This is a genomic window from Nocardia sp. NPDC055029 (assembly GCF_053608525.1).
In genome coordinates this window covers 110,192-131,270 of sequence record NZ_JBSGVQ010000003.1, presented here as the reverse complement: position 1 = coordinate 131,270, position 21,079 = coordinate 110,192, and the positions used below count along the sequence as shown (strand labels likewise).

19 protein-coding genes are annotated in these 21,079 nt (G+C 62.1%); all 19 read right to left on the bottom strand.

Going from position 1 to position 21,079, the window contains the following annotated elements:
• Positions 1-145: 145 nt before the first annotated feature.
• A complete protein-coding gene (locus ACWF9G_RS04000) occupies positions 146-535 on the bottom strand; it encodes a hypothetical protein (protein ID WP_452513500.1) in 390 nt (129 codons plus the stop codon).
• A 296-nt stretch (positions 536-831) separates the two neighbouring features.
• Positions 832-2,115 (bottom strand): hypothetical protein, encoded by a 1,284-nt coding sequence (locus ACWF9G_RS03995; protein WP_452513498.1) that lies wholly within the window; start codon positions 2,113-2,115, stop codon positions 832-834.
• A 39-nt stretch (positions 2,116-2,154) separates the two neighbouring features.
• A complete protein-coding gene (locus tag ACWF9G_RS03990) occupies positions 2,155-2,991 on the bottom strand; it encodes a hypothetical protein (RefSeq protein ID WP_452513497.1) in 837 nt (278 codons plus the stop codon).
• Between the two features lie 200 nt (positions 2,992-3,191).
• Complete coding sequence (locus tag ACWF9G_RS03985; RefSeq protein WP_452513495.1) at positions 3,192-4,268, bottom strand: hypothetical protein; 1,077 nt, start codon at positions 4,266-4,268, stop codon at positions 3,192-3,194.
• Between the two features lie 6 nt (positions 4,269-4,274).
• A complete protein-coding gene (locus ACWF9G_RS03980; RefSeq protein WP_452513493.1) occupies positions 4,275-5,330 on the bottom strand; it encodes a hypothetical protein in 1,056 nt (351 codons plus the stop codon).
• Positions 5,331-5,357: 27 nt separating this feature from the next.
• Positions 5,358-6,875: a Gp37-like protein gene (locus tag ACWF9G_RS03975; protein ID WP_452513491.1), complete on the bottom strand. Its 1,518-nt coding sequence runs from the start codon at positions 6,873-6,875 to the stop codon at positions 5,358-5,360.
• A 970-nt stretch (positions 6,876-7,845) separates the two neighbouring features.
• On the bottom strand, positions 7,846-8,493 hold the full coding sequence (locus tag ACWF9G_RS03970) for a hypothetical protein (protein WP_452513490.1): 648 nt from the start codon (positions 8,491-8,493) through the stop codon (positions 7,846-7,848).
• 44 nt (positions 8,494-8,537) lie between these two features.
• On the bottom strand, positions 8,538-10,742 hold the full coding sequence (locus ACWF9G_RS03965) for a DUF3990 domain-containing protein (protein WP_452513488.1): 2,205 nt from the start codon (positions 10,740-10,742) through the stop codon (positions 8,538-8,540).
• Positions 10,743-11,397: 655 nt separating this feature from the next.
• Complete coding sequence (locus ACWF9G_RS03960) at positions 11,398-12,297, bottom strand: phage tail protein (RefSeq protein WP_379309328.1); 900 nt, start codon at positions 12,295-12,297, stop codon at positions 11,398-11,400.
• Entirely contained in the window at positions 12,294-14,447 is a 2,154-nt protein-coding gene (locus ACWF9G_RS03955) for a hypothetical protein (protein ID WP_452513486.1), read from the bottom strand. Before ACWF9G_RS03955 ends, ACWF9G_RS03960 begins: the two co-directional genes overlap by 4 nt.
• A gap of 95 nt (positions 14,448-14,542) precedes the next feature.
• Positions 14,543-14,959, bottom strand: coding sequence for a DUF5361 domain-containing protein (locus ACWF9G_RS03950; protein ID WP_452513484.1), 417 nt, complete (start codon positions 14,957-14,959; stop codon positions 14,543-14,545).
• Positions 14,920-15,210, bottom strand: a complete 291-nt coding sequence (locus tag ACWF9G_RS03945) for a hypothetical protein (protein WP_452513482.1) — start codon at positions 15,208-15,210, stop codon at positions 14,920-14,922. Before ACWF9G_RS03945 ends, ACWF9G_RS03950 begins: the two co-directional genes overlap by 40 nt.
• 115 nt (positions 15,211-15,325) lie before the next feature.
• A complete protein-coding gene (locus tag ACWF9G_RS03940) occupies positions 15,326-15,913 on the bottom strand; it encodes a phage tail tube protein (RefSeq protein ID WP_379036828.1) in 588 nt (195 codons plus the stop codon).
• 70 nt (positions 15,914-15,983) lie between these two features.
• Positions 15,984-16,421 carry a hypothetical protein gene (locus tag ACWF9G_RS03935; RefSeq protein ID WP_452513481.1) on the bottom strand — a complete coding sequence of 146 codons (438 nt, stop codon included), beginning with the start codon at positions 16,419-16,421 and terminating at the stop codon, positions 15,984-15,986.
• 290 nt (positions 16,422-16,711) lie between these two features.
• Positions 16,712-17,146, bottom strand: coding sequence for an SMI1/KNR4 family protein (locus tag ACWF9G_RS03930; protein WP_452513479.1), 435 nt, complete (start codon positions 17,144-17,146; stop codon positions 16,712-16,714).
• A gap of 19 nt (positions 17,147-17,165) precedes the next feature.
• A complete protein-coding gene (locus ACWF9G_RS03925) occupies positions 17,166-17,303 on the bottom strand; it encodes an HNH endonuclease (RefSeq protein WP_452513691.1) in 138 nt (45 codons plus the stop codon).
• Positions 17,304-17,503: 200 nt separating this feature from the next.
• Positions 17,504-17,803, bottom strand: coding sequence for a hypothetical protein (locus ACWF9G_RS03920; RefSeq protein ID WP_452513477.1), 300 nt, complete (start codon positions 17,801-17,803; stop codon positions 17,504-17,506).
• 10 nt (positions 17,804-17,813) lie between these two features.
• Positions 17,814-20,423 carry a toxin glutamine deamidase domain-containing protein gene (locus ACWF9G_RS03915; RefSeq protein ID WP_452513476.1) on the bottom strand — a complete coding sequence of 870 codons (2,610 nt, stop codon included), beginning with the start codon at positions 20,421-20,423 and terminating at the stop codon, positions 17,814-17,816.
• The gene (locus ACWF9G_RS03910; RefSeq protein ID WP_452513474.1) at positions 20,420-21,034 is read right to left on the bottom strand and encodes a hypothetical protein; all 615 of its coding nucleotides are present in this window, start codon (positions 21,032-21,034) and stop codon (positions 20,420-20,422) included. The genes ACWF9G_RS03915 and ACWF9G_RS03910 overlap by 4 nt, the downstream gene beginning before the upstream one ends.
• Positions 21,035-21,079: the final 45 nt, after the last annotated feature.

Sequence of the window (21,079 nt, the reverse complement as noted above, 5' to 3'; positions counted from 1 at the left end):
TCGGCGATGTCTGAGGCGCGGTCGGCTGCTCGCGGGCAGCTCTGGCAAGCGCCGGGTGAACTCGAACAGCGAGGGAGCCCAACCCATCCGGGCCTGAGCTCCCTCGCTGAATATTCGGATGATGTTCGGATAGCGTGCTGACCGGTCAGCTCACTCGGACGTAGGTCCCCGCGCCACCGGAAACTGATGCCCGCCAGGCAGCCTGAACGCTGGTCTGCGTTTCAACCGTCACCACGTCACCGGCGTTCACCGGCACAGTTGCGCTCACTGTCAACGTGCCGCTGGTTCCGGACACCGCCGCACCGGTGGCCACAACCACACTGCCGACTCGCAACCTGGCCTGATAACTGCCCGACATCGCGCCACCGGCAAAGACCACCGCACACACCAATTGGGCTCCGCCATCACTCGATTGGGTCTGCAGACCGTTGCTGGACACCGCTGACCCGGGATAGTTGGCGGTGTCCGCGATCCAACCCGGAACCACGGTCCAGTCAGTGGTATCACCCATCGTGCTGGTGCCGTCCTTGGTCATACCCGACGGCAGCTTGGCACCGAGGCCCGCAAAAACGTGCGGCATCGATTACTCACCACCCGTCGAGCCAGGTTCCGCAGGATCCGGCTCGTCCGAAGGAGGTTCAGTGGCGGGATCGGGTTCGGTCGGTGTTTCGGTGCCGGGGTCTGGCTCGGGATCAGTGGGTTGTTCGATCGCGCCGGGATAGCCGGACTCCGGACTCTGCCAGTACGGAGTCCCGTCGGGACTCTCCGGCTCCGGGCTGGATTCGAGCGGTGTCCAGAACACGATCGGCCCGCCGAGGAATACCGTCGGCATCACACGGTCACCCCCGCCAGACTCGCCTGCAAGCCCCGTCCGGCGGGATTGTCGGCCGTGGTCACATGGACCGTCACCCGGTCACCGGCGGCAAAGCTCCACGAGCCGTTCACGCTGGTGTCCAGCGCGTGGTTCGCTGCGGCGATGGTTGCCGAGGTACCTGCGACAGCGACGCCGTTCTTCCGCAATTCGACGACCAGGTTGCCGGTGCCTGCGGTCTCACCGCGGTAGGTCACCTTGGACACGGTCAGGGCCCGTTCGATCCGCAGCCCTTCCGGGATCGTGTTGCCCGCGCCGACGGTCCGCACACCAATATGCGACTTGAATGCGATGTCGTACGCCTGGCCCGCCGCGGTGGGGGTGCGGGCGTTCGACAGCCGAGAGTCGTTGTCGGACACGGCCTGAATAGCGGTACGTGCTGCTGTCGCGTCTGCGGCGGCGAGCAGGGTGCTGACCGCTGCACTGGTGCCCGTCACCTGGCCGATCGGGTGGGTGTGCGGCGTGGGCGTACGCGCATTGGTCAACCGTGGGTCGTCGCCCGCGACGGCGGTGGTGGCGGTGTCACCGATCACCGGAAGGAAGGTCGTCGGTTTACCGGAGATTCCACTCCACAGCGTTGTGCCCGCGGGACCCCGCACGACAACACCCTGACCGTTCGGCGTCCAGCCGGAGCCGGTGCGATAGATGTACAGCAGCCCATCGCTTTTGACGATGTACTGACTGCCATCCGGCGGGGACGACGGGAGCTGCGGGTAGGTATCGGCCTGGCCGTCGATCTGGATGCCGTGACCCGCGGGCCCGACAACAACGGCGTTGCCGGACGTTGCGGGCACTGGGGCCGCGAGAGTCAGGTCGACCAGGCCGGTCGAGCCGTTGTCAGGGTTCTCCGGGTCCGGGCCTGCCGAGTATTTCGGAACATGGAAACTGTAGGAGTCCATAGGGATTCGTTCGCCGTCGTAAGACAGATCAAACGATACGCGCCAGGTCCACTCGGACGGGTTCGTCGCCGCGCTCGGCGCGACCAGCCGCACGCCACGCTTGCCACGCCAAGTCAGATAGCCGAACTCGTCGAGCTGGCATTCATAGTGCTTCGGGAGCTGCACGTACGTGGCGGGCGCGGGCTGCGCGTCGCGAACGAGCACCTTCGGTGCGTCCGCGGTGAAGGTGATGGTGCCGCTCAGTGGCGGGAACTCGGGCAGGTCGCCCAGGTCGGGGCCGTCGATCACGTTGGCGAGGAATCGCCCGACGACCTTGCCGTAGTCGAGCGGAGGCAGATCAGCCATGGCTCAATACCTTTCGGGAGTATTGCGGGGTGCGCTGGATCAAGCCGGCAGCGCACGAACCTGCAAGTGGGAGTAATTGCCGTTGACCGTGTAAGTCCCGCCACCTTCCGCCCGAGACGCGACGACGTAGAGGGTGACGGTCTGATTGGCCGGCACGATTCCGAACTGGGCGCCGGGCATGGCCGGATATTCGAAACCGGGCGAAATCAGTACATGCGCGAATCGCGATACCCAGTGACCCCAACCCGTGGCAACCACGTCGCCGTCCGGCGCACCGATGCGCACCGTGACATCGCACCGAGTTGGTGTATCGGACGCGATACCCACAGCACCCTCGATCCACGGCCGCCAAGCGTTCGGTTGAGCCGGGATCGTGATGGCCGCCAATACCTTGGCGTCCTCCTTCAGATTCTGCGCGGTGAGGAACTGGTTGTTGCCGATCGTCCACGGACCGCGCAGACGCGGCGAGGGGATCGGCCCGAACTTCCCGGCCGCGCTGTCGAAGCCAAGGACATAGCCCTGCCCGAGCGGCTGGTCTTCGGTGACCAGAACGTCGGACGCGTCGGCGATGCTCCCAGCGCCACCGGGATCGCCCGGCTCCCCCTGGGTGCCACGGGGAAAGGTGATCTCGAGCTGCTGGTTCGGCGCTGCACCCAGGATGCGGGCCGTTGCGGCGGACCCGGTCGCGCCGGCCAATCCGATACCGGTGAGCGCATTCACCGCTCCGCGTCGTCCCGGCTGCCGGAACGCATCGGCGAAGGCGATGAATTCGGTGCCGGTCCAGTAGTAGATCGCGTTCTCGGAAACCACACGCCAGGCCTTGCGGGCGTCAGCGGTGGTGAGACCGAGCGCTGTCAGCGCGGCGACATCGGCCACATCCCCGTGCCAAGCCCACGGCCACGCCGCAGCGCCCTCCGGCCCTGGCGTGCCCGCAGGTCCTTCGCGCAGTTCGATCAATACTTCCCGATCGACGACTTCGACCGGGTTCACGGTGTAGGGCAAGCCGACGGAGTCGGCCACGCTCCGCATGGTGACCATGACGTCCTGGTCATACACGGTCGTCACGTCTTCGGTGTTCACAGCACCCCCACGGGCCGGGCCGTGCACACGATCTGCGCGTCGGCCATCTGGTAGTCGTAATTCACCGAGCCCGCACCGCGACGCACGACGACAACGAGCGTCGCCGCCTGACCTGCCGGGATGACGCCCGCCGTGCTCGCGGGGGTCACGTTCCGGGTCGCCAGATGCGGCTGGAACCGAACGCGTGTCCGTACCCCCGTCACGTAGCCACTCCCCAACGCGACGATCTGACCCGACGCCGAGCCGATCCGGACCTCGGCGTCGATCCGCGTGGTGAACTGGTCGGAATTCTCCAGCGGACGAAGAACGACGCCACCGGTGATCATCGGGCGCCAGTCGGTGTCTTGGGCGGGTACCTGGAGTTGCGCGACGACCATCGACGCGGCCGAAACCCCCGCCTGCGAGGGCGCAAAGCCGGGACCGCCGTCCCACGCGCGATCCTCGATGATCGTCCATGGCCCGCGCAGCCCTGGATAGGGTTGTCCCGACCACTTATTCGTAGTCGCGTTCCAGACGGGCACAGCCCGGTCGGGGTGCGCACCGTCGGCGTAGTCCGAGGCCTGGCGGATCGGGCCGGGGCCACCGTCTGCGCCCTTGCTGCCCGTAACACCCCTCGGCACAACGATGTCCAGCACGAGATCAGGCGCCGCACCGGTGACCGTCACCTGCAGATCGGAGCCCGCCGGCCCGGTTGTCACGCTGCCGATCGAGACCGAGCACGACTCACCATCCGGGCCCAATGCACCGAAGGCGTCGGGGAAGGTGTCCAAACCCGTCCCGTTCCAGTACGCGAGCCCACCGGTCGAAAGCACACGCCAGGCTTTGCCCGCGTGGGCGCTGTTCAGCTTTGCGGTGAGGGCGGTCAACGCGGCCTGGTCGGCGATGTCGCCTTCCCATCGGAACGGTCGCGCGGCTTCGCCCTCCGGGCCCTGGGGTCCGATGGCGCCGGTCGTCAGTTCGAGGCCGCCGTCACGCGGCGTTCCATGGAGCGCCTGTACGAGTCCGGGGGTACCGACTCCTTCGTCCAGCCCCCGAATTTCGGTGGCGTCGAAATAGTTTTCTACCGAAGTCATTTCATCTCATTCCGTGGGCTCGGCAAAAGCGATGATCGATGCCCGTGTCGGGCTGAACCCGACCTTGTCGGAGCTGGGACCGGTGCCGATTCGCTCGACCGACACGACGAGGGTCCCCGGCTGGCCTGCGGGGACGGTCGCGAAATCGGACGTGGGCGACAGCACTCGGGTGGTCGTGCCGTCACGCAAGCAGGGGAAAACCGGCAGGTACATCCAGGCACCGGGTGACCCGACGCTGAAAGCGATACCGGTTGCCACGATCGGCCCCTGCGAACTTCCCAGCCGCACCGTCACCTCGGCGCCTTGACTCGTCGTGTTCGAATGCGCGTAGATGTGTCCGTACACCTGCGGTCGCCACCGAAACGGCTGAGCCGGAATCGTGAATGTGCCGCCCTCGACCCGGCTGGCTGCGGCGATCTGTTCCGCGGCGAAATCCTCCTGGTACCAGCCCCACGGGCCGGACCCCAACGGTGCGGGCATCGATCGGAATCGCCGGGTGGCACGGTCGTAGGCGAACACACCGCCGTGACTGGGGCCGCTCGTGTCCTCGTAGTCGTCGGCTTCGGTGATCGTGCCGGACTCGCCGGGCGGCCCGACCGGGCCGCGCAGACCCGCGGGCACCGTCGCCCGGAGCTGCTGGTCGGGAGCTGTTCCGAGGAACTCCAGCGCGGGCTCGGTCAGTGCCGGCTCGTGAACGGTATCCACGACCGTGATGGTGTTGGCGTACGCCGCGGCGCCGGCCAGCCCCACAGCATCGACCGAGTGTGCCCAGGCGGTCCCGGTCCACACGTCCATGCCGTTGTCGTCGAGCCGGTGCCACCATTTGCCCCGGTCCTCGGGGCCGAGTCCCGACGGTCGCGCGGCACTGTCTACCAGCACGCCCATCTTGCGGAACGAAGTCCGCGGCCGCCCAGAGACTCCCGCTACGCCGGCAGGACCGCCGGGCAGCGGCAGCTCCGCCACCTCGGGTGCCAGCTCGACCTCTGCGGTCAGCAGCGGCAGCCCGTCGATATCCGGCTGACGATAGGCACGCAGCCGCGCGGGAAAGCTGATGTCTCCCATTAGAATTCTCCTTTGTTTCGGACTGCCTCAGAAGATGAGCAGGTCCAGGTCGGCACCTACGTCCGTCGACAGGTCCTTGATCGCCGAAGCCACGCGGCCGAGCCGCTGCCACGCCTTCACGACCGAGTCCTCTTCGTCGGAACCGTCGCCGACGGTGATCTGCCAGCTCGCCGCGGTTTCCCGGTCGTCGGTGAAGGTGAGTTCGGTGACGAAATCCGTGAAGACCGCCTGGCCCATGGCGAAGCCGATCTGGTCACCGAGGCCGAAGTCGCGGCCGATCAGATAGGGAGCGTTGTCCTGGATCGTCACCTTGTGGCTGGTGTAGCCACGGGTCAGATGCAAACCCTGCCGAGCGGCGACGAAGCCGTCGAGCGTGAACGCCTTGTCGCTGCCGGTGATATACAGCTCACGGAAGGCGTACGGTCCGGCTTTGCCCACCCGTTCCATATCCCGATAGACCATCCAGGCCAGGAACACATCGTCGAGCTGGCCGCGGTAGAGCCAGTCCATGCCGATCAACGACAGCAGCGCCTTGATCGCCATCTCGATACCCGCGTTGACCCAGCCCGGCGAGCGACCGCCGACGATGATGTCGGTCGCGGTGGGCTTGTGCAGCGCCACCTCGGACGCGCCGATCCCGGAGTATTCGCCTTCGAAGTACCACACCCACGGCAGATTCCGCATGGTGCCGAACTTCCCCGGCGTTCCATAGACCGCCTCGTACTCCGTGGTCGAGTCGAACTTCGGGTACCGCATCGGCGTGGTGCCGTCTTCGGCGAACTCCTCAAACCACGAGATGATCCCGTCCAGCAACGAACCGGTTGGCCCGGTGACACCCGATTTGTCCACGGTCTCGAGGACCACAGTCGGCTTGTCGAGGTAGTACCACTCCGGTGCCGGCTGTTCGTCCTCACCGGGCAGGAAGAACCGCGCCGTCAACATGACACCCGAATCCTCGAGCATCGGCTGGAACAGCTTGTCGGCCATGTCGAACCGGGCCGAGGCCGCGCTCCACCGGCTGGTATCGGTGCGCGGATCGACCGGCACGACCGTGATCGGGAAGGTCGTATTCCCCTGCAGCCGCATCAAATTCATCGTGAGATAGGTCGTCACCAGTGTCCGCACCGGACCGAACAGGATGTGGTGGCGCGGGAACTGGGCAAGCACCGGCGCGAACGGGCTCGCCCAGCAGCAAATCGTCGAGATGTGGTTCCAGGCGTGAATCGCCTCGATATCCACCGTCTCGACCCCGTTGTCATCCCGGACGATCGACGCCTTGGTGATGTACCCGTCCCACCGAAAACCCCTGGTGTTCACAGTGATCGGCAGCGTCGTGTCGGCATGATTGCCGAACAGGTGGTCGAAGTGCACCATGTCCCGCGGACAGATCATCTTCAACCCGCCGGCCGAGTTCCGCGGAAAACTCATCTGCAACGACAGATAGCTCCGCTCCTCCCCCACCTCCTGCATGTCCTTGTCCCAGTACCGGACCAGAACCTCTTGATCCCGAGCATCCTCCTGCTCGACCCGAAACATCTCATCCATCCGCCGCGATTCCGCGTGCGGGTCCCAAACACCCATCCTCCACCACCCTTCTTTGATTTTGGGCATAAAAAAACCCCAACTCGTTCGAGTTGAGGTTTCACTTTTTCTCAGCTGATTTGCCTGCTCGCACCAACCAACCCACTTGGGTTCCTAACGTTCCCCGGTCGAGTCCGAGCAGAACCACACGACTCAGGCGTTGAAACGTACCACCTTTACGTCAAGTCCAGCCCAATTCTTGCAGATAAGAATACCACGAGCTCGTCTCCCACCAGGGGTCTGAATGCGCGCCCACTGGGCCGAACAATTCGCGATAGCGGGGGCCAAGTGCTACATCGTTAACGAATTCGTACAACGAACCACACACAAGAGCCGCGCCAGTGGGCGCTCCATGATTGAAGTAGATCGGATCAAATATGCATACTGCGCCAGATCGCCACCCGAGCAACACTGCAAATTCCCCAGCGTGCCCGATCTTTATGATCGATTCACCATCGACCTCAGGAAGATCACCGATAGGTGACTTGACAATCGTGAACGAGGCAGCGTCATAGAATGTAATGTCGCCGATTATCGGAGCGTGAGACACTGCATACAACCGCGCAACTGCGTGCGGAACATCGGAAACGCAGTCCTTACCAGGACAAAGTACGAGCTCGGCACCGTCTTCGAATTCCGAATACTCACCTTTGCATCGCCCCTCGAATTCGTGTTCCGAGTCAGCACTACGCAGGAACATAATCTTCTGCGTCAAATCATGAAGATGCAGCAACGTCGCACCCTTGATATCGTGGTTATGGCCAGCCGACCACCTGAACTCTGATTATATCCCATTGTTCAGGTACGAACACCGCCTGAAATCAGCCTATCGCTGGGATCTCAATCAGTCTCCGGCAAGGGATCTCTTCAGCTTGTTAGAGCTACTCAGGGAGGCGGCGAACTAGTTCTTAGCGGGCCTACGTACGAGAACTCATTACCGACGGAACTCCTCTTTGTATATTCGACGATAGTCTGATGCGATGCTCGACTTCTCGATATCGGGAAGTTCGTCGTAAATCTGCCAGGCCCTGGCACGGACGGGTTCCGTACCATATTTGATGAGCTGACCGACTATGAACCCGAAGTCCAAGCCATCCTCCGAATCAAATACAGCAGGAGGGGCCAACTCGAGCACTTTCAGGATCGTTTCACCTACATCGCTGCTCTCTAGTCGAACTATTAGCGTACCCAGAGCCGAAGAGTGGAAGTAGGAACCACTTATAGCGTATTCTCCGAGCTCCTCCGAGGACATCGAAGTAAAGTCGGGATATGGTGGAATCTTTCGAAATTTGTTCAGACTATCAGCTACCGAAACTCCCTTGAAATCGGCAGGCGGCGGCCGTAATTGTCGATCGTCAGCATCCTTCCACCACGACGGACCCAGCACTATATGGTTTGCTTCGTCTTCAGCCATTTCGGGCTGCAAACAGGGATCCGTCATAAAAGTAACACCGCGGTAGCAGTCGTTTATCCTGCAAACTGCCTCCTCAAATGACATTCCGAATAATTCGCACATCGCATTCGCAACCTGACGGTAGTGTTCGTCAGCCGTTGCATCAGTATTGAACTCCCAAGCCGTCATGACTCACCCTTCGTTACGATGCGCATAGTCGATCAGGAAACACATCACAGTACCCAGTAGCGAGTGTACCCCGACTCAAGCAACCGCACAGCCCTCTCCGTATGCCAACTCATCTGTTGACCCCCGGGAATTGGAGCCTCGGTGCCGGCTGCCATCTGATTTGGATTCTTCACAAATGGACCTTCGACTATGTCGTATGGATGCATCCGGCGCCCCGAACGGTGATCAATAATGAATCGGGCCCAGACTTTATAATCGCGACCGAAGGTGAGCCGTTCAAGCGCATTGAGTTGATCAACCGTCAACCTATACTCAAGAATCGCCGGCTGCCCGCCTCTTTTGTTGGCAAGCCCCTGTGCCCACAGCTCTGCCTGCCTCCGAATCGTAGTCGTGTAGAAGCCTTGACCGAAGTCAAGACTTTCGCGACCCTTCGAAAGCTGAATCCTTCGGATGATTGAGGGAACCGACCGGTCGATTGTCCCATGAAACAGGGTTATAAATTCGCCGCCCGCGAGGTCGAAATCGACTCCGGTATGGGACATGCGCAACTGAGACCGCTCGACTTGGTCGTACGCCTGCGGCCAATTTGTTGCACGCCGCCTGCCTGTAGCAGCGGCGTTTGTGCGGCGCGGCGCCTCGACCGATGATCGTCTTGGCATATCGCCAGGGCCTGGCGTACGAGAAGCCGCAATTTGAGCTGAGGTGTAGCTATCGATTCCGTTTCGAGGCCCGCCTGCAGGTACAGCTTGAGGTGCAAGTCGGTCGGTCCAGTTTGTTATGAACTCATCCAACAGATCGAGGTATTTGACCTGCTGGTTGCCCCAGTCGCGTAGTCGTTCTGCCTGCTCACCTCCATATCTGGCGATCCTGGAAGCAAATCCACTCGCCATCGCCAGAGCCGACTTGGAGTGGGCGCTTATATAGCTGGTTGCCCGCCCGCGGAAGCCGGAGGAAATCTCGAGTAGTCCAGCAGCCCCGAGCCTTGTAGGCGGTCGGATTCCTACGCTTCTGAACAGGATCAACCCGCCAACCGTAGCGGCACCGAATTCGAAGACCGAACCGACTGTGTCGTCTTTCCACTGCTTGAGCGGAATTCCGGTGAGGTCTTTGACCAGCTCATCTTCGCGGTCGGGCGGCTGGTAGGTCGTGGATCCGCGAACGAAGTCTGATCCGCGTAGCGCATCGTAGCCCGTCATTGCCGCGTATTTGGGGAGCGCGAGGTAGAACATGGCAGCGCCCTTGGCCAGGCCAGCCACTGCTGTTCCCGCGTTTGCGAATCTGTTCGGGGCGTCGTAGGTTACGTGGAATGTTCCGTATTGGTCGACCCGGACTGACGACATACCTCGAACGCCGTCCTGCATCATATGAAATGGGGCACCAACGGTATCGGAAATAACAGATCCGAGCCCGGATAGTCCGCGCTTCGTTGCATCCCATGCACGCACATCCCAAGGTTGCACCGGTGCGGGGATTTCGTTTTTCCAGACTTCTTTCCCATTCGCATCGAAATGAACGATTGTCCGACCCGTTTGTGTTGTCTGAGAACCATCAGGAAAGATTGTGTCCAGGCGAGGCCGGCCATCTTTGTCTAGTGAGAAATCGGTGATTACGCCGAGATGGTTCATCCGGTATGTATGGCCGTTCTGAACCCGGAACCAAGACTGGTTTCCGCCCTTGTCCGGCTCCCCTTCCCAATGGTTGCCGAGCTTGTCGATCATCCACCCGGAACGGTTCGCGAACATCTGGCCGCTGAATTTGGACTCGAGTTGACCACTGGGACTGAAACTGGTAGACGACAGCGTGGCATTGTCGAAATTGTCGACGTGGATGTTGTCGTAAAGGCCCTGCGGGTTCCGGACTCCGATATCGACACCGACTACGCGGCCCGCCGAGTCGAGTGACAGTGTTCGCGTTTTCGATACGTCGGGTGAGGTCTCAAAGGCCTGGGTGGGGATACCCGAAGTGGATGTACCCGGTGCGAAATGCTGGCCGTTGCCTAGTCCGTTCGGCCCGCCCGACTCGAAATAGGACGACCCGCCACCGACGTCGTCCTGCCATCGGACGTATTTCGCCGTGCCTTCGATTGCAACGATTCTGGCCGTCGACACCACCTTTCCAGTAGCGTCCTTGACCACCGCATCTACAGTGTTCTTGCCGTTGCCCTCGGGAATCGTGTATTCGATAGTCTGCCCGTTCGGGCGCACTTCCGTCCAAGGTTTACCCTGCTCACGCCCTTCGGTAGCAGGCATAGGAAGTGAGTCCTGGTTCGGACCGTTCGCATCTAGAAGCGGGTCCCGCGGCTCTTCCGACGCGGGAGCGTTCGCCGGCAGCGTCAGCCCGCTCGGAGCCGGTTGTGATTGGGATGGCGTCGAGGGCGCGGACAGAGGGCTTGGTGTGTCGGCAGGAAGCGGCGCTGGTGTCTGTGGTTGCGGATTGAGGTGGTTGATGCTCTCGTCACCATCCGACCTGTCCGGCTGCGGGGGCGGAGGTGGTGGGGGAGCACTGTTGGATGGGGCTGCCTGAGTCGGCGGTGGAGTCGTCTCTTTCTGTGGGGGCGGACGGTTCGGGGTGGTAGTTACCGGGTCGTTGATCTGCTGGGCAGACAGAACCTGGTCTTGGGAACGCCTGTCCATGTCACGAACCCCGAGCGCCCGCGCGTACGCCCGCGCTGCCGAAGCTGCTGTCATTCCATTTCGGTTATGCACTCGGGGTTTTCGTGTCGAATCCGGTTGCACACCGGCGCTCACCGGAGTCAAAGACGTCAGCCATTCGGAAAATTGGGAATGGTCATACGCCACAATCGGCGCCGGTACCGGCATCGCGATACCTCCTTAGGAATTGAGAGAGCCCAACCCCTGCAAAGGGATTGGGCTCTCTCGATCGATGTTCAGTTGGAGGGAAGGATCAGAACGGTCGTGACGACCGCGGTGTCACCGCCCCGATGATGCTCGACTCGGTGTTCCCGTCCTCGACCTTTACCACGATGTCGGTGCTGGTCCACGGGTCCAGCGAGGCGAGCCAGCGGCGGCCGGCGAGCTGGCCCCAGACATTGACGCCGACGGTATTGCCCTCTGTGTAGAGACGGGCCGTGCGATGGCGCGGATGGGTGTCGATGCGCAGGGTTTGACCGGCCGTCAGGCGCGGGGTCTGCACCATGCGCGGCTGGCCGGTGTCGCTGGGGACCGGGTCGAGGATCGACCAGCGCCCGGGGCCGTTCATGGTGTAGCGCGGCCACGCCGGCTGGTCGGCTGCGTTGCGCAGGCGGAGGACGCCCTCGCCGGTGCCCGAGGCATTGGTCCAGACCTGCGTCTCGTCGAAGTGGCGTTCGAGCGGGTCCATGGCGGTCGCCGAGATCTTGTACATGGCGAAACCGTTGCGCGCCGGATCGATATCGCCCGAAGGTTCGGGAGCGCTATCGAGCTGGAACTGCTGGAATCGCCAGCCCTGGTGACGGGTGAAGTAGCCGACCGTCACCGGCTTGTCGGTGGACCAGCCCCGGAACCACGCGTCGTGGACGGCGAGGAATTCACGGACCGGGTTGGATTCCCGGGCGCCGGCCGCGGTGGAGATGATGGCGAGGAAGTCCCACTCCTTCTTCCAGCGAACCGACCGGGCGAAAGTGGCGCCATCCTGGCGGGCACCTTCGGTGGTGAGCAGCTGAACGGGTGCGAACATGAATCCTGTTTGGGCTGAGAGCCTTACGCCCTCGCGCCCGGCATTCTGGCCCGCCAGATGCCAGACCCGGCCGTTGACGTCCCACACCACGATCTTGGTGTCCTGCGTACTGAGCAATTGGTGGGTCATCGCCCGAGCCCTCCTCCGCGTTGCTGCGCAAACGATTGACGGCGCTGGACGCGGGCGATGGACATCGCGACGCTCTTGGGGTCCATACCGTTGAAATTGAAAATGTCGCCGCGGGCGGTGTGCCCGCCGGGGCCCTCGGCCAGGTCCGTCAGACCGAAGCCGGTGCCGACGAGTTCCTTGGCGGTGCTCGCCACCCATTCGATGGGTTTGGCGACGAGGTCGACCGCCTTGCCCGCGACGACCGAGCCGGCGAGCGAACCGAGCACGGAACCGATCGCGGCACCGGCAGGCCCGGCGATCGCCGTACCCAGACCAGCGCCGAGGAAGCTGCCGACCTGCCCTGCCGCGTCCTGGGCAAGGCCCTTGGCGGCCCCGGTGACTCCCTTGACCAAGCCACCAGATGAGGCGCCGGACAGAAATCCGGAAATGCCCGCGGACAGATTGTCGCCTTCGCTGAAATCGAAGGCCTTCTGCTGCTCGAACGGCAGGAAGAATTCGTCGTCCGGATTGATGCCGAGTTGCTTGGCGAGCTCGCCGTCAGCCGCGAGCGCGTCAGAGATGGACGGGATACCCAGGGCACCGACCAGAGCTCCTACCGTAGAACCGGCCTCACGCAGGGCAGTGGTGTCGCTCAGACCGAGCGATTTGCCGAAGTTGCTCGCCAGCTCGCTGCCGACGATCGAAGCGCGATCAATATAGTCGGCGCCGCCGTATGTGCTCAGATATTGGGGTTCAGCCAGACTCGTCCCCGTGAGCCCCTCACTGAGACTCGGGGTTCGCGGTGTGGTGGACGCGCCACTCGCCGTTGTTCCTCCGGTGCTGAGGATTGTCACACCGCCAGATGACCCGCCGGACACGACGACACTGTTGCCGCCACCGGTCGACCCACCGTCACCACCACCCCAGCTGGTCACCGTTGTCGGCGAAGCACCACCGGGAGCGACCGCGCCACCAGCCCCTCCGTCGACCGACATATCGGTCGGCATCGGTTCGATCTGGGTCTTCAGCGACATGGAGGCGGCGAACCCGCCCCCGAACCGGGATCCGATCGACTCACCGAGAGATTTGCCGATCTCCGGTGCCAGCTGACCGGCCGGTCCCAATGCGGGAGCGATCGCCTCGCCCAGCGCCAAGCCAACCCGTCCGCCGGCTTCTGTCGCCGAGGACATGATCCCCGCCGTCAGTGCCTCGGACAGCGACGCCAGTGGCGCCACCGATCCGGTGTTCGCGGTCGTCGACGGTTGTGCAAAGGCAGGCGCCACGTTCATGACACCCTGCGGCTGGACGTTCAGCTCCGCCGACAGGGGCGGCGCGGCACTGAGACCCGATGAATCCTGCTGACTCAGACCAACTTTCACCGGGTCGTTGGTACGTCGGGTGAGCGGCCCACCCATTCCGAAGACAGGCCCCAGCGCGCCGCCGAGCGCGGCCCCGACCGCACCTGCCGCGTCGATGGCCGCACCGCCGACGCCGCCGAGCACATCCGCGATCAGCCCGGTTCCGAGCAGATCGCGCCAACGCTGCGGATCACCCATCGATATGCTGCCGACCAGTCCGCCGTCGGCGAAGCCCGGCAGCATCCCGGCCAGATAGCCCGGCGAGGGAACCCAGCCGGCGTTGATCGCTTCCAACAGCGGTAGCGCGCCGGCCGTTGCGGCCGCGTTGACCACGAATTCACCGGGCGAAAGCCGGGCAACCACAGCGTCACCACGGGAGGTGCCCTGTCCGCGTACCGGCCCGCCTGGTTCGTAGCCGGCCGGTCCACTGCCGTTGCCGACCAGGACGTCCGTGACCGGATCCTTCCTGGCCGGATTCAGAAGCGTTGTCTTCGAGGAGAACTTGACCAAGCGGGTCGTGGTATCGGACTCGGCCGGGTCGGGGCGGAGCAGGTCCATTGCCTGCCCCGCCACCCGTTCGGCGATAGCACCCGGCTGAGTGCCGAGAACGTCGGACAGCAGGCTGTCCAGCACCCCCAGCAGACCCACCCCGATCAGCCCGTTCGGCGGAATTCGACCATCCTCACCGAGGGTGATCGGGCTCTCGTCGGGGAGAGTGATCGTCGGGGTTCCGGAACCGGAGCCGCCTTCCCACACGGCTCCGCTCGGCAGAGTGATCCGCTTTCCCGGAGCCGGTTGGCCGCTCGTGGTCATCGCAAGAACGTCCGGCAATGTCATCGCCGTTGGGCGTTTCTTCTTCACAATTGGTATCCACTTTCTGCGTTCGACCGCTCCGGGGCTGCAGCCACCTACTGTTTCCAGCCGAGGAAGTCGTTCATCTGATCGAGTTCCGTTGCCGTGCCGACACGTTCGCGATCTGATTTCCTGCCCGGACGAGCGATCGGCTCGGGTCGATTGCGCCCACGCCGGCCGTCGTCGGTTCGGGCCCAGGCCAACCAACGCAGACTGTCTGCGACATCTGCCAGCAAGTGCTCAGCGGTTTGCCATCGACTGCCCTCCGGATACATCGTCCGAAGGAGCGCCGACTCGAGCGGAAGGTGCTTGACGATCGCTCGCAGGTCAGCCCAGGTGAGTACGTCGGTGCCGAGCATCCGCAGGCGGAGCCCAAAGGCGATCAAGTCGTATTCGATTGCCTCGCTGTGCTCTTCGAGAAGAGCATCGAGGCTTAGGATTCCCCCAGGCTCAGCCCCGAGTGCGCGCGCCACGCCTCGAGCAACTGGTGGTAAGCGTCGGGATCCATTTCGTCGAGCACCGCGAGCGCCTCGGGCGCCAGACTCAGCTCGAGCAGGGTGTACATCGCGTCGACATCACCGAGTCGGCGGATCCGGCGAACGAGACCGGGCTTGAGGTAGGACAGCGACGGCAGGACGATATCGGCACCGTCGACGGTGTAGGTGAAGTCATCCTTCACGATGGCCGGCTGGGCGACCTTGATGGGAGCAGCAGGAGAAGTCATGGGTAGCAGACCCTTTCGTTGTTCGTGTTGAGCGGGTGCAGAGATAGGAAGGGCCCAACGGGCGGCGGGCGGGCCTGCGCATAGGTGTTTTACCCGCCGCCGTTGGGGGCTTTAATCAGGCAGTCTTGATGCCGTCGTCGAGGTAGCGGTACGCCTTGACGCCCGAGTCATCCTTGAATGCCTCGACATTGATGGTGAAGCCGGCCAGTTCGTTGGACACGAACTTCTTCTCGGTGATGGACGAGATCTTGGCGTTCGGCAGAACGATGCGCAGCTTCTTGTCCTCGGTCTTCATGTCGAAGACCCACGAGCGGCGCGGAAGAACCAGGCCGGTCTCCTTGACATTGATCAGCTTGCCCGAGGTGGAGGTGGCCGCGGTGGCGGTCACGTTGTTCTCACCGAAGATCTCGCTGAGCACATCCTGGTCCCACACCGCGTACAGGGTGAGGCCGAAGCGCACCGAGTGCTCGGTCTGCAGCTGGGCGATGATGTCGGCGTTCCAGTCCTTGACCGTCTCGACCTTGCGCTCACCGAGCGACTCGATGCCGTCCTCGGAAACGTAGCCGAGAGCCTTGAACGCGGGGTCGATGACGCCGGCCGCGGTGGTGGGCAGGCTGGTGGCGAGCGGCGCCACCAGGACACCGCCGGAAACGGCCAGGTTCGGGGTACCGGCGCCGATGAACTTGCTGGAAGGCAGAGCCATTGTTGTTATCTCCCTTGGGATTGTTGCGCAGGCCCTCGGGATGGGTACTTCAGTTCGACTCCGGTCGGAGTCAGGCGAGGACGGTGCCTCGCACAATCAGGTCGGCGACGAGGGTGTACCGCGGGGCGGCAGTCGCCGGATCGGTGTCGTTCTCCATGCCGGCATCCTCGACCTGGTCGCACCAGACGGTGCCCAGGTAGCCGGGAGCGGCCGCACTCAGGATCGAACGCACAAGCGCGGCAAGGTTTGCCGCCGCGCCGGCGTCGTCGGTGCATTCGAGAACGACGCGAGGACGATCGAGGATCAGTTGGGCGCTACGGCGGCCCTCACGATCTTCGACGTCGACTCGGGCTTTTCGGTCGTTTCTGGTTACTCGCACCATGCGGGTCGGGCGTGGGTCGGGGACCCGAGTGACCACAGTCGCGGTATCGGAAACTGCAACAATTTGCGCCGCAAGATAATCGACCAACGTTTGTTCAATATCAGGAAATAGTATTCGTTCATTCATGTCAAGTCCTTGAACGGAAATTGATTAAGTCCATATTTGGGCATGAAAAATCCCGACCGGTCGACCAGTCGGGATAATCATGTACGCCAGGCGGAGTCGACGATATTTCTCGCTGCCGATCAGCAGCAAAATCCTATCCGAAACCAAACACACCCGGCAGAACAGCCGGGCGTGTTCCAGGTTAAGAGATGGCCAAGCGCGACCTATCTAGGTCGACCGGATCCCCAGAACTTCCGGATTGATGCGTACAACGGCGTCGATCCACGGTCCGTACGACCCAATCTGCAGACTTATCGAGGAGCGAGATTTGCAATAAAATCTGCCCAACCACCAGCGATCATTGAGATATTCCCCTCCGTTGGAGGATGGCCGTCATCGTCATCTTCCTCTTCATGATCCCAGAACCAAACCGTCCCGTGATCTCCCGACCTCAAGGATAGCGCGAAGAGATTGCCGTAGGAATCGCGCGCAACCGGAAGGAGCCAGCGAGGAACTCTGCCGTCGTATACCTCAAGTTTGTCCCATATGCTCACACCATCGCCAATGTCCGCACGAACGCCGAATACCTCGTCGACTACCTGATCATTATCTTCCATCCAGCCACCATCGCGCTCAAGAAGGTATGCGCGATAGTCGGCAGGAAGCGTCGCCCCCAGATGAGCAGCGAGCCGATCAATCTCTGCATCCAGCGCGGGTCGACCAGCTTCCCTGTATCCCACAGACATTCGAATCACGTTCCTTTCTTCATTGCGACTCCACCCGCATGCCTCGCTGCATCGTGGATGTCGGAGTCACAAGCTGCATCGCAATGCCATCTTCATGATGGTGCCAGGTGTAGTCGCGCGGCCTTGACCAAACTCCGTCAGGTGTAGCCGCCCACATCTTGGATATGAAGAATCCCAACCAGTCTCTGATTGGGATTTCAGGCGTAAGCTGACGGAATGAGAAGGCGTGTATCCGAAAGCCACGAAGGGAGCGCCCGAATCGGGTCGCTTTCATAGGCGCTCGCGACGTTGACCGATACACCGTGAGCATTCAGCGCCAGCAAGATCCGGAGGCCATTAACTCACCGTCTAAACACGCTAGGGGCAGCCGAACGAAGCATCGGGGTTAGGCCGAACACGAACAGTAGGATCGGTTGCCACTTCTACCGATGGGGCAGAAGATACCTCGCCGGATTCTTTATTCACCAATGTCACATCCCCAGCGATGGCGTAACCAAAATCGCCATCCACGAAGTATTCACGAGCGCCCACGTTGATAACATAGAATGCGTCGTTTTCAACAATGTTCCTGTCATCAATCATAAAAGTCCCAGCGGTCCAACTTGGTTCGAGCGCGGCCCGAGCGAACGCAATTGCCTCTTTGAAACCTATCGTCACAACTATTTCCTTACTGATCGTCGATCTTGTGCATGAACCTGGCTAGACTACTCGATTTCGGCGTCGGAAGATCATCCACTCGCATGTATGCGGTTTTACCAAGGCTAAAATAGTGCGAAGCGTCGAGAAGCACAGGTGTAGGTTGACTATCAATGAAGCGAACCACACCTGCCACGTTCTCCACCGAGAAGACATGTGCACCGCCGCTTTGCCATTCGATATAGATAATCCCTCTTGAGCCGTGCTGCGCAAATGCGCCCTCAACAGTTTGACGATTCCCTGGCTTAAATTTCCCGCCGAACAGTGATTGTAGCACGGAAATTTGACGACCGCCGGGGCCACCATTCTCCTTACGGAGATGCGCCTCCAACGGGCCGGCTACATAGCCCGCTCCTGGCTTTCCGCGCCGTTTCATCTCATACGTCACCACGCAACTTGTACAGTTGGCTGAATACGCCGAACCAGTCCCCTTTTCTTGGTACCTAGGGTTCACCTTTACCAGCGTCCTGTTGATCTCCGAATTGGCCTGATACACAGCCTTCGCATTAACGCCGCCGGTCGGTGGGTTGATCTTCGAGGGCGCGGAGAATATCCCGGCAGACCCCAAACCAGTGGCTGGCTCGAACGGGCGGGCGCTCGGCTTGGGCTTTTCAATCTTGCCGATTGCCAGAATCGCATCGACCACTGTCCCGGCACCTTTGGCTGCGCCCACCGCGCCAGCCTTGGCTGCAGTGCCGAGCACCCTGGCCGGTCGAATTACGAGCGATACACCCTTCCCTAGCCCTGCTGCACCCCATAGGCCTCCTACCAGCGTTCCGAGCCCTCCACTGATATTCCCCTGCTTGAAGTCCTGATAACCGAGACTGTCGGCCATCCCGCCGACTATTTCAGCGGCTTCACCTTCGTTGAGCCCGGGTACGACGCCCGTATTGGCCAGTGTGTAGCCAGAGGGTCCCAAAATTACGACAAGTCCGGCTAGTTCTGCCGACTTGCCCAAGCTCTTGCCCAATTCGTTCCAGGACTCTGCAACTCCGGTGCGGCCCGGACCACCCGCGCCTATGAGAGGCAACGATGAGTCATAGAGGGTGAGATAGGCGGTGCCGAACCGATCGCCGAATGACTTGCCACCTTGACCGAAAGGCCCCTGACCTGCGCCGATCTCAGGGAAACCGGGCACTTCGCCAAACTGCGTGTATTTTGCGACCGGCCGAAAGAGCGAGCCCGGACCGTCGATGTCGGTATAGGTAACGGGTTTGCGGCTTGGCCCCCACTCCACAGATACGAGCGTTTTCATCGTCCCATTGCGCGAGGAGGATCGGTCGCGGAGTTCTTGAGTGGCTGTGAATCTGGTCAGCCCATCCGGAAATGTAACCAACGTGCCGAGAACTACCCCGTCCAGCTCAATCTGTTCGCTACCATCAGCATTTCTGCGAAGCACGTAGCTGTCATCCAAGACCTTGCGGCCATCGAACTCATATGACTCGGCGCCGAATTGATAATCAGCCAGCTGATATCCATCGACCCGGCGCCACAACAGCTCCTGTCGCCCATCTGCGAGCAAACGGTAATGAGCCTCGTCGCGCCCATTCAGGTCACTGACAATCAGTTCGATCCACTCGTCTCCCGAACCGCCGTTCTTGACAACATTTGTGACGATCTGCTGAGCAACCGGGTCATAGACCTGTGCATACCGCTGGCCCCAGGTATCAGTACCAAAAGTGGCTTGTGTGCCGGTCACCCCGTTGAACCAGCCAGAACCATCGGGATTACGGACGCCGACTGTCCATGGCTCCTGAAAATCTGGCGACCCTGGCCTGAACGCGACCGTCACTGACCCGCCATCGGGTGTTGGGCTGGTTTCGTTGTAGGTCACGCCGTCGGACTGAACTTCGACGTGGGATGTAACGGTCGCCCCATCCGGCCCTACCGCCTGCTTATCCCACGATCCGTTCCCATCTCCGACGGTGACTGCCGCCACATCGGCCTGAGGCGCGCTTGAGGGGTACGAATAGTTCTCGGTCTTGGAATGGCCATCTGCGTCGGGGGCGGAAACGTAGGTAACTGAATGTGTGCCATCAGGCAGAGTCGTCCAAATGGTGGCTCCACCCTCGCCATCGGAGACAACGCGCGAAGAGGTCGTCGACCCATCGGGATTCGTGATGACGGTGTCGTAACTCTGTCCGCCAGTTCCCGGGACGACGGTGATCGTTTGGCTACCGCCATTGTCCGTGGGCTGAGTGACATTCAGGTCGTCGGGCAGCCCCTCCGGAACGACAGTTTTCGGCTTCTCAACGCCCGGGACGACAGGCTGGGGAAGTTGGTCAGGCCCGCCAGGAATTGGACCATCGATCTGCTCAGCCGTGAGACCCGGGAAATCGCCGGACGGTCCCTGATCGTTGACGAACCTTGCGCCCGAATGATCGGCATGTACCGCTTGTACTGTCAGCTCACGCTGCCCGAGTACTCGGTTGTACGCCCGCGCAGCTGCGGCAGGGGTCATTCCGGCAAGGTTGAAGACTCGGGGTTGATGACCCTGAGAATCCGGAGACTCGGCGCCAATCGGCGTCAGCGAAGCACGCCATGCCGCACCAGCGGTAACCCAATCGGACGCGACGGTCATTTCGACCCCCCCGACGCATCATCGATCCGGCGGCGCAGCTCGGCGACCATCGCCGCATACGCCTCCGACTTCGTCTTCCCCTCACACGCGATCCCGCGGGGATGCGTCGCGTACCAGGCGCTCCCCTCGACCTGCTTCACCGAGATCTCGTCGAAGTCGTAGAACTCCTCGGCGTCGGGTGTAGGCCAGCTGCCTTCGGCGTCGGGGGTGATGTGGGCGCCGGTGTCGAAGGCGCCGGGGGCGCCCGCTGGGGTCGGGACCCACCTAATTTCTTCGAGTTCAGGGTGCACGCGCACGCCGCGCTTGATCAGGTATTCGGCTACCCGGGTTGCCTGCTTGATCGAAGTGACGGTCGGCTCGGCCAGTTTGCGGCCGACGGGGCTGGTCCACTCGGGGAGGTGGATGACCGAAAGTTCTTCTGCCAGTGCGCGAACCTGCGGGTCGAGTTCTTCGTCATGGTCCGGCTCGGCGAGCTTGCCGGACAGGGTCTGCTGGAGGAGGGCCAGAAACTCGGGAGTGACCAGCTGTCCGGATTCGGTCTGAACGTATTCCGGTGTCGATACTTCGTTGGTGCTGAAGTCGACCGAGCCGATGATTTCCTTGCCGGACATGTGGTGGAGCCTCCCGAGCTTGGGCATGAAAAGAGCCCGCACCTA